The 16297-nt window shown below is 70.7% G+C and carries 12 protein-coding genes; 3 read left to right on the top strand and 9 right to left on the bottom strand.

The annotated features are described in order from the left end of the window. Positions 1 to 47: 47 nt before the first annotated feature. Positions 48 to 1037 (bottom strand): LLM class flavin-dependent oxidoreductase, encoded by a 990-nt coding sequence (locus tag ACX80N_RS09140; protein ID WP_459339117.1) that lies wholly within the window; start codon positions 1035 to 1037, stop codon positions 48 to 50. A 153-nt stretch (positions 1038 to 1190) separates the two neighbouring features. On the opposite strand from ACX80N_RS09140, the gene ACX80N_RS09135 reads away from it, so the two are divergent. Then, positions 1191 to 1349, top strand: a complete 159-nt coding sequence (locus ACX80N_RS09135; RefSeq protein ID WP_157940186.1) for a hypothetical protein — start codon at positions 1191 to 1193, stop codon at positions 1347 to 1349. Between the two features lie 17 nt (positions 1350 to 1366). Next, the gene (locus ACX80N_RS09130) at positions 1367 to 2566 is read left to right on the top strand and encodes a benzoate/H(+) symporter BenE family transporter (RefSeq protein WP_459339116.1); all 1200 of its coding nucleotides are present in this window, start codon (positions 1367 to 1369) and stop codon (positions 2564 to 2566) included. 58 nt (positions 2567 to 2624) lie between these two features. Here ACX80N_RS09130 and ACX80N_RS09125 read toward each other — a convergent pair whose 3' ends face one another. Beyond that, positions 2625 to 3926: a cation:proton antiporter gene (locus tag ACX80N_RS09125; RefSeq protein ID WP_459339115.1), complete on the bottom strand. Its 1302-nt coding sequence runs from the start codon at positions 3924 to 3926 to the stop codon at positions 2625 to 2627. 165 nt (positions 3927 to 4091) lie between these two features. On the opposite strand from ACX80N_RS09125, the gene ACX80N_RS09120 reads away from it, so the two are divergent. Then, complete coding sequence (locus ACX80N_RS09120; RefSeq protein ID WP_459339114.1) at positions 4092 to 7382, top strand: DEAD/DEAH box helicase; 3291 nt, start codon at positions 4092 to 4094, stop codon at positions 7380 to 7382. A gap of 26 nt (positions 7383 to 7408) precedes the next feature. Here the strand turns inward: ACX80N_RS09120 and ACX80N_RS09115 are convergent, their stop codons facing one another. The 7 genes from ACX80N_RS09115 to acnA form a co-directional block, all read right to left on the bottom strand. After that, complete coding sequence (locus tag ACX80N_RS09115; protein ID WP_240615034.1) at positions 7409 to 8239, bottom strand: alpha/beta fold hydrolase; 831 nt, start codon at positions 8237 to 8239, stop codon at positions 7409 to 7411. A 70-nt stretch (positions 8240 to 8309) separates the two neighbouring features. Beyond that, on the bottom strand, positions 8310 to 9809 hold the full coding sequence (locus tag ACX80N_RS09110) for an ABC transporter ATP-binding protein (RefSeq protein WP_459339113.1): 1500 nt from the start codon (positions 9807 to 9809) through the stop codon (positions 8310 to 8312). Further along, positions 9806 to 10561, bottom strand: coding sequence for an energy-coupling factor transporter transmembrane component T (locus tag ACX80N_RS09105; protein WP_105031198.1), 756 nt, complete (start codon positions 10559 to 10561; stop codon positions 9806 to 9808). The genes ACX80N_RS09110 and ACX80N_RS09105 overlap by 4 nt, the downstream gene beginning before the upstream one ends. A 3-nt stretch (positions 10562 to 10564) precedes the next feature. Beyond that, positions 10565 to 11443 carry an ECF transporter S component gene (locus tag ACX80N_RS09100; protein ID WP_459339112.1) on the bottom strand — a complete coding sequence of 293 codons (879 nt, stop codon included), beginning with the start codon at positions 11441 to 11443 and terminating at the stop codon, positions 10565 to 10567. Between the two features lie 105 nt (positions 11444 to 11548). Continuing rightward, positions 11549 to 12589, bottom strand: coding sequence for a nucleoside hydrolase (locus ACX80N_RS09095; RefSeq protein WP_459339111.1), 1041 nt, complete (start codon positions 12587 to 12589; stop codon positions 11549 to 11551). Between the two features lie 2 nt (positions 12590 to 12591). Next, complete coding sequence (locus tag ACX80N_RS09090; protein ID WP_459339110.1) at positions 12592 to 13257, bottom strand: GntR family transcriptional regulator; 666 nt, start codon at positions 13255 to 13257, stop codon at positions 12592 to 12594. A 95-nt stretch (positions 13258 to 13352) separates the two neighbouring features. After that, positions 13353 to 16193, bottom strand: coding sequence for an aconitate hydratase AcnA (acnA, locus tag ACX80N_RS09085; protein WP_459339109.1), 2841 nt, complete (start codon positions 16191 to 16193; stop codon positions 13353 to 13355). Positions 16194 to 16297: the final 104 nt, after the last annotated feature.

Here is a 16297-nt window from a genome sequence, read left to right as displayed (position 1 = left end):
GAGGGTAATGGCAAGCAGGAGTTCGAAGGTTCTTGTTTCGAGACCCTTCAGGCGGCCACCGGCAGCATCGCCCCGGCCAGCAGTTCGAAGGATCGCAGCCATGTCTCGGTGGTGCCGGCCTGGGTCGCGACGATGAGTTCGTCCGCCCCGACCTGCACCGCGAAGCGCTCCAGGTAGTCCCGGACGACGTCGGGCGTCCCTACGGCGCTGTAGCGCGCCATGTCCGCCATCTGCCGGCCGCCGGGAGACGCGAGGATCGCCTCGGACTCCTCCCGCGTGAAGGTCTGGCCGCGTCCGAGGAGCAGGGTGACGCGGCGCAGCATCGCCTCGTGGAACTCGTGGTGGGCGTCGTTCGCGGTGTCGGCCGCGATGACGTTCACGCCGGCGATGAAGTGCGGCGTCTGTGCCTGCGCGGAGGGCCTGAACTCCCGGCGGTAGATCGAGGCGGCGTCCTGCAGGGACTGCGGGGCGAAGTGGGAGGCGAAGGCGAAGGGCAGGCCGAGGGCGGCGGCCAACCGGGCGCCGAAAAGGGAGGACCCGAGGATGTACAGCGGCACGTTGGTGCCCCTGCCGGGCGTGGCCTGGACACCCGGGACGCGCGTCTCACCGGTGAGGTAGCCCTGCAGCTCCAGGACGTCCTCCGGGAAGCTGTCGGCGGCCATGGGGTCGCGGCGCAGGGCGCGGGCCGTGGTCTGGTCGCTGCCCGGGGCGCGCCCGAGACCGAGGTCGATCCGGCCGGGGTGGAGGCTCTCGAGGGTGCCGAACTGCTCGGCGATGGTCAGCGGCGAGTGGTTGGGCAGCATGACGCCGCCCGAGCCGAGCCGGATGGTCGAGGTCTGCGCGGCGACGTGAGCGACCAGCACGCTCGTGGCCGAGGAGGCGATGCTACCCATGTTGTGGTGCTCCGCGTACCAGATGCGGCGGTACCCCCACCGCTCCGCGTGCTGCGCCAGCTCTACGCTGGACGCGAACGTCTCGGCCGGCGTGGAGCCCTCGGCGACCTGCGCGAGATCCAGGATGGACAGGGGGACAGACATGGGTGCACCTTCCGGTTCTTGGGATCCGCGACGGGGGTGTTGCGCGGTCCTTCTCAGGGAACGGTTGCCCGGACGCATCTATTTCCGCACGTGCCGGGAGCACGGCGGTCGTGGCAGCGTCACCTCGCGGCGCCGCTCTGACAGACTGGGCCCATGCCGAACAGCGAACCCCCCACCGAAGCCGAGCTCCGCGAACACCAGGACGCCCTGGTGCGGCAACTCGCCGTCGAGCAGAACACGGCCCGGTTGCAGTCCCTCAGCGACGAGCTCGAGGCCGTGCAGCGACGACTCGAACAGGGCCGCGGCGCCTGAACCCCGGGACGTCGAGGGTGCGTACCCGCTCTGCCACACGAGCCGGCCTGCACGAGCCCGTCCTCGCGGGCGTCGTCACGGCGCTCGTCGGCTTCACGTCGTCGTTCGCCGTGGTGCTCGCGGGCCTGCGGGCCACCGGGGCGACACCCGAGCAGGCCGCCTCGGGGCTCCTGGCACTGACCCTGGTCGTGGGGCTGGGGATCGTGGTGCTGGCGCTGCGCTACCGCATCCCCGTCACCCTCTCCTGGTCCACGCCGGGCGCAGCCCTGCTCGCCGGTGCGGCCGTCCCGGCCGGCGGGTGGCCCGCCGCGGTGGGTGCATTCCTCGTGACGGGTGCCCTGATCGTGCTGACCGGCGCCGTGCCGTGGCTGGGCCGCCTCGTGGCGCGTATCCCGCAGCACCTCGCACAGGCCATGCTCGCCGGCGTGCTGCTGCCCCTGTGCCTGGCACCGTTCCGGTCGCTCGGGACCATCCCGCTCCTGGTCCTCCCGGTCATCCTCGTCTGGCTGGCCGCATCGGCGCTCGTGCCGAAGTGGGCCGTCCCGCTCGCCCTCGTCACGGCACTCGCCGTGATCGGGCTGCAGTTCGCCCTCGAGGGCACGGTGATCGAGCCCTCCACCCTGGCGCCGTCCCTCGCCGTCACGGTCCCCGTGATCGACCCGGCCGCCGTCGTCGGCATCGCCCTGCCGCTCTACGTGGTGACCATGGCGTCACAGAACCTCCCCGGCGTCGCGGTCCTGGCATCGTTCGGGTACCGGGCGCCCTGGCGTCCGGCGCTGGCCGTGACGGGGCTCGGCACGGCCGTGGTCGCACCGTTCGGCGGGCATGCCGTGAACCTCGCCGCCCTCTCGGCCGCCCTCTCGGCGGGCGAAGGCGCCGGCGAGGACAGGCAGCGCCGCTGGATCGCGGCCCTCTCGGCCGGGATCTCCTACGTGGTGCTGGCCGGGGCGTCGGGGGCGCTGGTCGTCGTCGTGGGCGCCGCGCCGGCCGGACTCGTGGAGGCGGTCGCGGGGCTCGCGCTGATCAGCACCATGGCGACGGCGGTCACGGCGTCGTTCGCCGACGCCACGGGCCGCATGAGCGGCGCGGTCACGTTCCTCCTGGCGGCGTCGGGCCTGTCCGTCCTGGGGATCGGCGGGGCGTTCTGGGCGCTCGTGGGCGGGCTCGTGGTCCGGGCCACCCTGGAGCGCACGCGCGTCACCACACGCCGCGATTAGACACACCGCGGTTAGACACACCACTGCTGGAGGGGTTCCCTGACCCGTCGGGCCCGGGCTAGACGGGGGTCGTGGGCGCCTGAGCCTCGTCACCCAGCGCACGTGCCCTCCGTTGGCGGGCGCGGTCCAGGGCGTTGATCACCGGGGCCGCCGTCACACCGTGGACCACGATCGACAGGACGATGACGAGGCCGCCGATGCGCCACAGCGTCGACTCGTCGGCGGAGAACTCGCCCTTGGACAGGGCGTAGCTGAGGTAGTAGATCGAGCCGATACCGCGGACACCGAAGAACGCGAGGACGCCGCGCTCCCTCGGACCGGTCTTGCCGCGGGCGAGGCTCACCCAGGCCGAGACCGGGCGGACCAGCAGGATGAACGCCACCGCGACCACCACCTCGAGCGGACGCAGGCCCTCGAAGAGGCCGCGGGCCACGGCGCCGCCCAGCAGGACGAGCACGACGACGGTCAGGAGCCGCTCGAGCTGCTCGATGTAGCTGTGGAGCACGCCGTGGTAGCCGTGCGTCTGCTCCCCGGCCCGGATGGTGACGGCGCACACGAACACGGCGATGAACCCGTAGCCCTCCACCGCCTCGGTCACGCCGTACGTCAGGAAGGTCGCAGCGAGTGCCACGAAGCCCTCGGAGTGGTTCGCGAGGCGCGCGCTCTTGATGGGGGACCTGAAGAAGACCCGGCCGAGCAGCAGTCCCATGCCGACACCGAACGCGCAGCCGATGATCATGCGCCACAGCACGTCGAGCAGGATCCACTCGGGGAACCACGCGGAAGGAGCCGTCCCTACGGTGCTGATGAGGATGGCGAGGTACACGAAGGGGAACGCCAGCCCGTCGTTCAGGCCCGCCTCGGAAGTGAGCCCGAAGCGCACCTCGTCCTCCGCCTCGAGGTCCTCCTCCGACTCGGACGGCTCGCCCACCTGCACCTCGGACGCAAGGACGGGGTCGGTCGGCGCGAGCGCGGCGGCGACCAGCAGGGCGGATGCCAGCCCGAGCCCGAGCATCCACATGCCCATCAGGGTCAGGATCAGGATGCACAGCGGCATCGCGATGCCGAGGAGCCGCCACGTGGTGGACCACCGGCGCCAGCCGATCCGGCGGTCCAGCGCGAGGCCTGCCCCCATGAGCGAGACGATGACGCAGACCTCGCTGAGGTGGATCGTGACGTCGCTGTACTTCACCGGGTCCGGGTCCGGCAGACCGGACGAGAAGCTGAAGACCAGGATGCCGGCGCCCAGGAACACCATGGGCATGGAGATTGGGGCGCGCATCAACAACCGGGGCAGGAGCGCCGCGGCGAACACGGCCAGTCCTGCCGCCGCATAGGTGATGCTTGCTGCTTCGAACACGCGCGCCCTCTTCTGTCTCCGTCGGCCCGTGCCGATCATCAGTGCCCTTTCCAACAGTAGGGCAGGCACCGGCGGTGCATCGTCCGCGGACGGGAGCGGTACCTGCCCAGCAGAAAGCGCCCGGCTGTGCAGGAGAGCGTCACCGTCGCGTGAGAGCATGGAATTATGCCCAATTCCACCCACCCCATGGTCGATGTCACCGACATCATCCGGATCGTGGGCGGGGCCGCGTTCCAACGCGGGCAGACCTACGCCAAGGACGGCGCCGTGAGTTCCCTCGCCTGGGACGCCGACGCGAAGCTCCTCACGGGCAAGGTCCGCGGCAGCGCCCCCACGGACTACAGGACGAAGCTGCGGCTCGGGATCAAGGGGGACGGCCGCTTCCGCCCGCTGGAGAACTTCTGCAGCTGCCCCATCGGCGCCGACTGCAAGCACGTGGCGGCGACGGCCCTGCAGAGCAACACCGAGAGCCTCCTGGCGCAGCACGAACGCGAGCTCGGCGCGCGCCCGGCACCGCGGCCCTCCGCGCCCGAGGGCTGGCAGGCGTCCCTCATGGATCTCCTCGAGGCCGAGGACGCCCCGCAGTCGGCCACCCTGACACCCCTCGGTCTGCAGTTCGAGCTGCGGACCCCCGAGGTCGCCGTCCAGCGGTGGGGGTCCGCGGCCCAGCGCCAGGGGCAGCGCACGCTCAACACGCGCCTCGGAGTGCGCCCGGTGAGCCAGAACGGCAAGGGCAAGTGGATCAAGAACAACCTGTCCTGGGGCAGCATCAGCTACCAGACGTACGGGCTGAAGCTCGACCCTGAGCAGCACCGCTGGTTCTCGCAGTTCCCCGCGCTGCACCGCGGCACCGGGGTCAACTACTTCGGCAACAACGACTCCTGGCTGTACCTCGACGACTTCAGCAACCCGCTCCTGTGGCAGCTGCTCGACGAGGCGCAGCGCCTCGGCATAGCGTTCGTCGGATCGAAGAAGTCCGTGACCATCGAGCTCGCCGACCGCGCCACCCTGAAGCTCGACGCGACGGTGACCGATGACGGCTCCGTGCAGCTGTGCCCGTCCCTCGACATCGACGGCCTGGCGCACCCGGCGGACACCGCCCACGTCATCAGCACCCACGGCCTGTACACCGTGGCACCCGATGACACGATCACGCTCGCCCCGACCTCCCGCCGGCTGACCGCCAAGGATGTCGAACTCCTGCAGCGCGGCCGCGCGGTCGTGGTCCCGGAGGACGAGACCGCCCTGTTCCTGCAGGAGTACTACCCGAAGCTGCGGCAGTCCATCGAGGTGCACAGCAGCGACGGCAGCGTGGCGCTGCCGGAGATCCAGCCGCCCGTCCTCGTCCTGACCACCGCCTACGGGACCGACGGCTCCGTGTCCCTCGACTGGCACTTCGACTATCCCCTCGGCGACGCCGTGCAGCGCCGGCCGTTCCGCAGGGGCGGGGCGGGCAGCGACGACGGCTACCGCGACGCCGACGCCGAGGACGCGCTGACGGCCGCCGCCCGCCGGGTCCTCGGAACCCTCCCCATCAAGGCCCTGAAGCTCGAGGACATGCAGGCGGTGGAGTTCGCGGAGGACGTCCTGCCGAAGCTCATGGAACTCGACGGCGTGAGCGTCGACATCGTGGGCGAGAAGCCCGACTACCGTGAGCTGACGGAGACCCCGACGCTGCGTATCAGCACCGTGGAGACGGACAACCGCGACTGGTTCGACCTCGGCGTGATGGTCACCGTGAGCGGCCGCACCATCCCCTTCGACTCGGTCTTCCGTGCCCTCGCCCAGGGCCGGAAGAAGCTCAAGCTCGTGGACAACAGCTACCTCTCGCTCGAGCAGCCGGTGTTCGACCAGCTGCGCGAGCTCATCGAGGAGGCACGTTCGCTCAGCGAGTGGGACCCTGAATCGAACCTGCAGATCAGCCGCTACCAGGCGGGTCTCTGGGCGGACTTCGAGGACCTCGCCGAGGAGACCGAGCAGGCGCAGTCCTGGCGCGACGCCGTGAGCGGGCTGCTCGAGCTCCAGGACGTCGAGGCGACCCCCGCCCCTGCCGGACTCGTCGCGGACATGCGCCCCTACCAGGCGGAGGGCTTCAGCTGGCTCGCGTTCCTGTGGCGGCACCAGCTCGGCGGCGTCCTCGCCGACGACATGGGCCTCGGCAAGACCCTGCAGGCCCTGGCCCTGATGACCTACGCGAAGGAGACCACGGGCCTGGCTGCCCCGTTCCTCGTCGTCGCCCCCACCTCCGTGGTGCCCAACTGGTCCAACGAGGCGCACCGCTTCGCCCCGGGCCTGAAGGTCGTGTCCGTCGCCGACACGCAGGGAGCCTCCGGTGTTCCCATCCGCGAGCAGGTGGGGGACGCCGACATCGTCATCACGTCCTACACGCTCTTCCGGCTCGATTTCTCCGCCTACCAGGAACTCCGATGGTCGGGGCTCGTGCTCGACGAGGCCCAGTTCGTGAAGAACCGCGCATCCAAGGTGCACCAGGCCGCCAAGGACTTCGAGGCGCCGTTCAAGCTCGCGATCACCGGCACGCCCATGGAGAACAACCTCATGGAGCTGTGGAGCATGTTCAACATCGTGGCTCCGGGGCTGTTCCCCTCGGCGCGGAAGTTCACGGAGGACTACCGGACGCCGATCGAGAAGATCGGCGACAACCGGCCGCTCGTGCGGCTGCGCAAGCGCATCCGGCCGCTGATGATGCGCCGCACCAAGGAGGCCGTGGCCTCGGACCTCCCGCCGAAGCAGGAGCAGGTCCTGGAGGTGGAACTGCACCCGGAGCACCGGCACATCTACGAGACGTACCTGCAGCGCGAGCGGCAGAAGCTCCTGGGCCTGATCGAGGACATGAACCGCAACCGGATGATCGTGTTCCGGTCCCTGACCCTGCTGCGCATGCTGAGCCTCGACGCCTCGCTCGTGGACCCGGAGCACGAGGGCGTTCCCTCCGCCAAGCTCGAGGTGCTCTTCGAGAACCTCGACGGCATCCTCGCCGAGGGCCACCGCGCGCTGGTCTTCAGCCAGTTCACGTCCTACCTGAAGAAGGCCGCCGATCAGCTGGACGCCCGCGGCATCGAGTACGCGTACCTCGACGGCTCCACGCGCAGCCGCGGCGACGTGATCGACTCGTTCAAGGACGGCAAGGCCCCGGTCTTCCTCATCAGCCTCAAGGCCGGCGGCTTCGGCCTGAACCTCACCGAGGCCGACTACTGCTTCCTCCTGGACCCGTGGTGGAACCCTGCCTCCGAGGCGCAGGCCGTGGACCGCACCCACCGCATCGGGCAGACGAAGAACGTCATGGTCTACCGCATGGTGTCCAAGGGCACCATCGAGGAGAAGGTCATGAAGCTCAAGGAGCAGAAGGCGAAGCTGTTCACCTCGGTCATGGACGACGACGCCGTCTTCAGTTCGGCACTCACGGCCGAGGACATCCGGGGGCTGCTCGAGGCGTAGCACCGGCACCGGCGGTACGCCTCCGCTCAGGCGTCGCCGGTCCGCAGCGCGGGATCGAGCAGTCCGGCGAACATCCGGGGCTCCCGGGCGATCCACCAGTGGCCGCCGGGCACGGTCGTCACCGTCAGGTCCTCCACCCAGTCCTCCAGTCCGTCCGTGAGGTGCGGCGAGAGGAACGGGTCCTTCAGCGGCACGATGACGTGCACGGGCACGGCGACCGGCCGGCGCCTGGGGGGCCGCACGTCGGAGAACATGTTGGCGCGGTAGAGGGCCAGGCCGCGGACCGGATCCGCGCCGACATTGCGCCGTGCAGTCAGCTCGTAGCGGCGTGCCAGCCCGTACCGCCAGGCCAGTTCGGGAAGGACCGGCAGCTGGAATGCTCCGACGTACGAGCTGCGCAGCACCTGTCCCACCCCCTGGAGGACGAGGCCCGGCTGCCGGAACCGGCTCCGCAGCCAGCGGGAGAAATGGCGCAGGTCCGGCCCCGAGATGCTGGTGTAGTCGGTGACCAGCCCGTCGGAGCGCTCGTCCTGGACCACGGCCCAGCCCTGGATCGATCCCCAGTCGTGGCCCACGAGCCGCACCCCACCGGGGGCATCGATGCCGGCGAGCACGGCGAGGACGTCGTCGACGAGTTCCGCCAGGGTGAACCCGGCGCCGTCGAGGGGACGCGAGCGGCCTGCGTTGCGGGTATCGAACGTCACGAGATGATGCGTCGGGGCGAGGACCCGGAGGACGGGGAGGAAGACCCGGTGGTCGTCGGGGTATCCGTGCACGAGGACCATGGTCGGCGTGTCGGGGCCGGGGTCCCGCCCGAATTCGAACACGGCGAGCTCGGCGCCCTCCGAGCGGATCATCCTGTACCTCTCCCGCAACACGTCCATGCGTTACACCCTAGGTGCTGGCGCGCATCGGCGGCAGGCCGGATCAGCCGCCCGTCGCGGCTCCGCGCGGGCTGATCCGGCCCGCCTCGAGCCAGACGGTCCGGTGTGCCAGCGCGTCGGCAAACGCGGCGTCGTGCGTCGCCAGGACCACGGCGCCCCCCTCCCGGGCATGCCGGGCCAGCAGACCGGCGAGCATCGAGCGGGTGGGCTCGTCCAGCCCGGCGGTGGGCTCGTCGAGCGCCCAGACGGCGGGGCCCGTGGCGATGATGGACGCCACGGCCACCAGCCGGCGCTGGACGAAACCGAGTTCGTACGGGTGCGCCTCCTGCAGCGCCCCGAGCCCCACGCGGTCGAGGGCGTCCGCGGCCCTCCTGACGGCGTCGTCCCGGCCCAGCCCGGCCGCGCGGGGACCGTAGGACACCTCCCGCAGCACCGTGCGTTCGAAGAGCTGCTGGTCCGTGTCCTGGAACAGGTAGCCCGCGGCCGTGGCCAGCATGCCCGTCGGCTGGCCGAGGACCGGGACGCCGTCCACGGTGACACGACCCGTGTCCGCCCGGTACAGCCCGTTCAGGTGCTGCAGCAGGGTGGACTTGCCGGACCCGTTGGCGCCCCGCACCGCGACGATCTCCCCCGCCCGGACGGACAGGTCGACGCCGGACAGCCCGGCGGCGTCCCCCGATGCGCCGGCGTCCTGCGTGTGGCGGAAGCCGAGCCCCTCCACCGCGACCAGTTCCGGAGCCGAGGGGTCCACCGGGGCAGGCCCCGCCCCGCGCCCCAGGCGGGGCGGATCACCCGCGATCCCGATGCCGTAGCGACCGAGACCTGCCCGGCGCGCCTCCGCGAGCGGCCCCTCGAAGACGGCGTACCCGTCCGCGAGCGCGAGGACGCGGGCGCCCGGCGGGTCCGTGGGCGGCAGCAGGGGTTCGCACACGACGACACCCGTACCGTGGGCGCGCAGTTCCTCCAGGGCCGCTACGACGTCGCGCGCCGCCTCCTCGTCCAGTCCCTGGAACGGCTCGTCGAGGATCAGCAGGCGCGGCCGCTGCACCACGGCGGCGGCGATGACGGTGCGCTGGAGCTGGCCCCCGGAGAGCCGCCGCGGATCGCGGTGCAGCAGGTCCTCCAGCCCCAGGGCGGTGGCCACGTCGTCGACCAGCCGGCGCAGTTCCGCAGCGGGGACGCCGCGGTTGGCGGGGCCGAAGGCGATCTCTTCCGCGACGGTCGCCGACATCATGGACAGCTGCCCCCAGGCACCCTGCGCCACGTAGGCCACCCGCTCGCTCCAGGCGGCGGGGTCGATCCGGGGATCGGAGGGCACGCCGTCGAACGTCACGGTGTCGCCGTCGAGCGTGATCGCGCCGCGGAAGACGGACCCGGCGTCCCCGCCGGTCTGGCCGGCGAGGAGGCGGGCGAGTGTCGTCTTCCCGGAGCCGGAGGCACCGGCAACGACCACGTACTCCCCCGGCCCCACGGCCAGGGAGACGCCCGTCAGAAACGGCTCGCCGTCGTCGTACGCGAAGTGCGCGCTCTCGAGCCGGATCATGCGGCCATCGCCGCCGCGAGCCGGATGACCGAGACCAGTCCCACCGCGGCGACCATGGCGCGGCGTGCCAGGCGCTGGCCGCGCGAATCGGTGTCCGGGAGGTAGCTCGTACGGGGCGCGGAGGACGAGAAGCCGCGTGCCTCGAGCATGCGAGTGCGTTCGGAGGCGTCCACGAGCAGCCCGATGACCAGCGGCGTGGTGACCGTCAGCAGGGCACGGAAGCGCGAGACCGGCCCGCGACCGACCACGAGGCCGCGGGCCTGCTGGGCGCGGCTGATCCGGCGTGCCCGCAGCGAGACGTGGGGGATGAGGCCGACGGCGGATCCCACGATGAAGACCAGCTTCCGGTTCCAGCCGCGGTGCGTCATGGTGGCCAGGAGGTCGGGGATGTCCAGCGTCATCGCGGTCGAGAGCAGCACGCCCGTGAAGACCCCCATGCGCAGGCCCATGCCGGCGGCGAAGGCGAGGCCCTCCGCCGTCACGCGGGCGACCCCGAGATCCAGCAGGACCTCACGGCCCTCGGGGTAGAACAGGCCGTGGAGCAGCAGCGACGAGACCAGCAGCGGACCCGCGACCAGCACGATGGCGAGGCCGATCTGCCGGGGCCTGCCGGAGAGGAGCACGGCGGGGACCACCACGAGCACGAGGACGGCGAGGGAGAACTCCCACCTGTTCACCACGAGCACGAGCACCACCAGCAGCGCTGCGGCGAGCAGCTCCGTCAGCGGGTTGTAGATCCTGCGGCGCGGCATGGCTCAGGCGCCGGTGCGGTTCCCGCGTGCGGCGCCTGCTGTGGTCGTGCCAGTGGTCGTGCCGCCCTTCGTCCCCGTGCCCGCCACGTCGGTCCGCTGCCCGAGCACGCGGTGCGTCCGCGCGAAGGGGAACTGGAGGACCGCGCGGCGCGGCAGGGCGTACACGATCAGCGCCACGAGGACGAAGACCACGATCTTGTCGAGCGAATCGGACAGCAGCCCCTGCTTCGTGGCGGCCACCAGGAGCTTGTCCCCCATCGACCGGAAGACGGCGATGATGGCATTCGTGCCGAACGTCCCGGCCGCACCGAACATGAACACGGCGACCGGCGCCGCGACGAGACCGCCGATCGCACCGACCACGAGCCCCGCCACGGGTGCGAGGTACACGTGGCGGAAGGCACCGTACTTCGCAGCGAGGCCTGCCAGCAGCCCGATCAGCGCGGCGCCGGCCGCGAAGGGCAGCGCGAACGGATTGAACAGACCCCAGATGGCGTTGCTGAGCGCGCCGGTCGCCGCTCCCGCGGCGGGACCGGCGAGGACGGCGACGAGGACGGTCCCGATGGCGTCGAGGTAGATCTGCATGCCCAGGGATCCGGCGACCTGGCCGATCGCGATGTTCAGGGCGATGCCGAGCGGCATCACCACCAGGGAGCTCGTGCTGAGCATCGGCAGGATCCCCGCCACCAGCAGGGCGCCTCCGCCGAGGAACCCGACGAGCGAGACGAGCGACGCGACGCTGCCCATGCCGCCGGCGATCTCCGCGGGCTGCACGACGACCAGGAACAGGTAGGTGGCGGCGATCAGCGCTCCGCCGAGGAGGATGAGCAGGCGGCGTGGCCGCTCCGGAGTCGCGGAGGGTCGGGTCAGGGGTGAACTCACGATAGTCCTAGGGCAGGATCGAGGAAGGAGGACGCACCTCATGTCACCTCGGCGCCGGCCACGCAGCAGTGCGGGCGATCCCAGTGTACCGGGGCGGCGCTCCCCTCAGCCGTGCATCCTCGCGAGGTCCGACAGGCGGCGGACCATCAGCTCGAACACCGCTGCGGGGTCGTTGCCCGTGACGATCCGGGCGTTCGGCGCCCGCTTCCACATCCCGGCGACGTCCGCGACGGTCTGCCCGAAGGTCAGTGGCGACGACGTCTCCACGTCGACCGTGGCGAGGCGCTCCCCGAAACCCGCCTCCCCGGTCGCGACCATCACCGCGAAGAGGTCGTGCAGGTGGGCGATGTAGCCCTGGTCGTACAGGCGGTGGAACTCCATGTAGAAGCGCAGGGCGTCCGACACGCAGGCGACGACGGCGTTGTCGCTCGTGCTGCGCGTCCCCGCCGGGTCGTGGGGCGAGAGCAGTTCGGGCCCGGAACCCGCGGCGCGCGCGACGGCGTCGACATGGGCGGGCGTGCACTCGATCCGCTCGGTGGTCTCCAGCGCGCACACCACGGGCAGCTTCTGGACCGGCAGCCCCTCGTAGGCGGCGAACACCTCCTTCGCGGCATGCGGGTCCACATGGATGTTCCACTCGGCCACCGGCGTCGTGTTGCCCGGGTGGTGGAACGCCCCGCCCATGATGACGAGCCCCTTCAGGAGCATCGGCAGCTCCGGTTCGGCGCGCAGGGCCAGGGCCAGGTTGGTGAGCGGACCGGTCACCACACCGGTGATCTGCCCCGGGTGGCAGCGGACGGCCTCGAGCCAGACGTCGACGGCGTGCCGCCCGGACACGCGCCCGCGCGGCGGCGGCAGGACGGCGTAGCCGATGCCCTGGTCGCCGTGCGTCTCCTCCGTGGTGACGAGGGGCACCTCCAGCGGCACCTCGCTGCCGATCGCGACCTCGACGCCGGCGTGCCCGCACAGCTCGAGCAGGGCCAGGTTGTTCGCGGCGACCTGCCGCGCGCCGACGTTGCCGGCCGTGCAGGTGATCCCCTCCAGCGCGACACCGGGTGTCGCGAGCAGGTACAGGAGGGCCACGGCGTCGTCGATCCCGGTGTCGACGTCGAGCAGGAGACGGTGCCGGCCGCCCTCGGGAGCCACGGTCAGTCCGCCGCGGTGGTGCGCAGCAGCTGCAGGCGGATGGTGCGCGCCGTCTCCATGTGCCGGCGGGCGATGGCGCGGGCGTCTTCGCTGCGCCGTTCGGTGATGGCGCTGATGAGCGCCTCGTGCTCGAGGAGCACCTCCTGCCACCGGTCCCCCACGGACAGCGTGGAGCGCGGCGTGTGGATGAGGTGCGTCGAGAGCCGCTGCAGGAGGTCCATGAGGATGGGGTTCCGCGCGGAGGCCCACAGTGAGGTGTGGAACTCGAGGTTGTTCGTGACCTTCGTGGTGTCGTCCGGGTCGACGACGGCGCGGTCGCGTTCCAGCAGCGCCTCGAGGCGCATGATGTCCGCGGTTCCGCGGTTCAGGGCCGCCTGGCCGGCTGCCTCCTCCTCGAGCATGACGCGCAGGTCGTAGATCTGGATGACCTCCTGCGGGTCGATCTGCGGGACCTGGAGCCCGCGCGCCGCCCGTTCGAGCAGGCGTTCGTGCTGCAGCCGGCTCAGGGCCTCCCGCACGGGAGTCCGGGAGACGCCGAATCGCTCGGAGATGACCACTTCCCGCAGGGCGGTGCCGGGCGGGTGGACACCGGCGAGGATCTCGCCGCGGAGGACGCGGAAGATGGCGTCCCCGTCGACGCGCGCCGACAGTTCTGCGGACTCGGTCATGGCGCCCCCTCGGTCGTGGTTCGGGTGGCAGGGCGGATGCCCTGCAGACGGCCCGGGCCGGGAGATGGGACTCCCGGCCCGGAACCTCGTACTGATCAGCTGGCGAGCTGGCGCAGCACGTACTGCAGGATGCCGCCGTTGCGGTAGTAATCCGCCTCGCCCGGTGTGTCGATACGCAGGACGGCGTCGAACTCGACCGGCGAGCCGCCGTCGGCCGGGGTGGCCGTGACCTTCACCGTGCGCGGCGTGCGGCCCTCGTTGAGCTCGGTGACACCGCTGACCGCGAACGTCTCCGTACCCGTGAGTCCGAGGGACTCCGCGTTCTGGCCCGCGGGGTACTGCAGCGGCAGGACGCCCATGCCGATGAGGTTCGAGCGGTGGATGCGCTCGTAGCTCTCGGCGATGACGGCCTTCACGCCCAGCAGCGCGGTGCCCTTGGCCGCCCAGTCACGCGACGAGCCGGAGCCGTACTCCTTGCCCGCGAGGACCACGAGCGGGGTGCCGGCCGCGCGGTAGTTCTCGGCGGCGTCGTACACGGCGGCCTGCGGTGCGTCGGGCTGCGAGAAGTCCTTCGTGAACCCGCCCTCGACGCCGTCGAGCAGCTGGTTCTTGATGCGGATGTTCGCGAAGGTGCCGCGGATCATGACCTCGTGGTTGCCACGGCGCGAGCCGTAGGAGTTGAAGTCCTTGCGCTGCACGCCCTTCTCGGTGAGGTAGCGCCCGGCCGGGGTGTCCGACTTGAACGATCCCGCGGGCGAGATGTGGTCGGTGGTGACGGAGTCGCCGAGCTTCAGCAGCACGCGTGCGCCGTCGATGTCCTGCACCGGGCTCGCCTCGCGCTGCATGCCCTCGAAGTACGGGGGCTTCCGCACGTACGTGGATTCCGGGTCCCAGGCGAACGTGTCGCCCGCGGGCGTCGGCAGGGACTGCCAGCGCTCGTCGCCCTCGAAGATCGTCGCGTAGCTCGAGGTGAACATGCCCTCGTCGATCGAGGAGTCGATGACCTTCTGGACCTCGACCGGGTTGGGCCAGATGTCCTTCAGGAAGACGTCCTCGCCCGCCTCGTCCTGGCCGAGGGGCTCGTTGTCGAAGTCGAAGTCCATCGTCCCGGCCAGGGCGTAGGCGACCACCAGCGGCGGCGAGGCCAGGTAGTTCATCTTCACGTCCGGGTTGATGCGGCCCTCGAAGTTGCGGTTGCCGGACAGGACGGCGGTGACCGCGAGGTCGTTGTCCTGGATGGCCTGGGAGATCTCGTCCTCCAGCGGGCCGGAGTTGCCGATGCACGTGGCGCAGCCGTAGCCGACGGTGAAGAAGCCGAGCTTCTCCAGGTACGGGATCAGGCCTGACTTCTCGTAGTAGTCGGTGACGACCTTGGAGCCCGGGGCCACGGAGGTCTTGACCCACGGCTTGGACACCAGGCCCTTCTCGACGGCGTTGCGCGCCAGCACGGCGGCGGCGAGCATCACGGACGGGTTGGACGTGTTGGTGCAGGACGTGATCGACGCGATGCTGACGGCGCCGTGGTCGAGCTCGAACTCGCGGCCGTCCTTCATGCTCACGCTGACCTTCTTCGACGGACGCGAGCCCGCAGCACCGGCGCCGACGGTCTCGCGCGGCTTCGTGTTCTCCTCGGTGACCGAGGCCGTCGTGCCGGGGGTGAAGCTCGGTGAGTCGGAGGCCGGGAAGCTCTCCTGCGACGACTCGTCGACGGTGCCGCCGGGTGCGAAGTCCAGGTCTGGGTCGTCCGAGTAGTTGCGCAGGTCCTCGCGGAACTGGCTCTTGGACTTGCTGAGCTCCACGCGGTCCTGCGGGCGCTTCGGTCCGGCGATCGAGGGGACCACGGTGGACAGGTCCAGCTCGAGGTACTCGGAGAAGCGGATCTCGCGGGAGGGGTCGTGCCAGAGGCCCTGCTCCTTGGCGTACGCCTCCACGAGCGCCACGTTCTCGGCCGGGCGGCCCGTGAGGCGCAGGTAGTCAAGTGTGACGTCGTCGATCGGGAACATGGCGGCGGTGGAGCCGAACTCGGGGCTCATGTTGCCGATGGTCGCGCGGTTGGCGAGCGGCACCGAGGCGACGCCCTCACCGTAGAACTCGACGAACTTGCCGACGACGCCGTGCTGGCGCAGCAGCTGCGTGATGGTCAGGACGACGTCGGTGGCGGTGGCCCCGGCGGGGATCTCGCCGGTCAGCTTGAAGCCCACGACGCGCGGGATGAGCATCGAGACGGGCTGGCCGAGCATGGCCGCCTCGGCCTCGATGCCGCCGACGCCCCAGCCCAGGACGCCGAGACCGTTGACCATGGTGGTGTGCGAGTCGGTGCCCACGCAGGTGTCGGGGTAGGCGCGGAGGACGCCGTCCACCTCGCGCGTCATGACGGTGCGCGCCAGGTATTCGAGGTTGACCTGGTGCACGATCCCCATGCCCGGCGGGACGACCTTGAAGTCGTCGAACGCGGTCTGGCCCCAGCGCAGGAACTGGTACCGCTCGCCGTTGCGCTGGTACTCGATCTCCATGTTGCGCTCGAGCGCTCCGGCGTTGCCGAAGGCGTCGATCTGCACGGAGTGGTCGATCACCATCTCGGCCGGTGCCAGCGGGTTCACACGCTTGGGATCACCACCGAGGTCCGCGACGGCCTCACGCATCGTTGCGAGGTCGACGACGCAGGGGACGCCGGTGAAGTCCTGCATGATGACGCGCGCAGGGGTGAACTGGATCTCGGTGTCGGGCTCCGCGGCCGCGTCCCACTGCGCGAGCGCGCGGACGTGGTCGGCCGTGATGTTCGCACCGTCTTCGGTGCGGAGAAGGTTCTCCAGGAGGACCTTGAGACTGAACGGAAGGTTCTCGGAGCCTTCGACCGCACTGAGCCTGAAAATTTCGTAGTCTGCGCCGGCGACATCGAGTACGCCCTTCGCGCCGAATGAGTCCGCGGTCGACATGACGTTGGCTCCCTTCAGAGAGGTTTGTGGAATAGCCCCATCCTATTCCACATCCAACGGCAATGTATACAGTGGTACACCGTGTCGCGGATTCCTCTCGTCCC

Source organism: Arthrobacter sp. MDT2-16 (genome assembly GCF_054510925.1).
The sequence above is the reverse complement of the archived record's forward strand: the minus strand, read 5'-3'. Positions and strand labels throughout refer to the sequence as shown.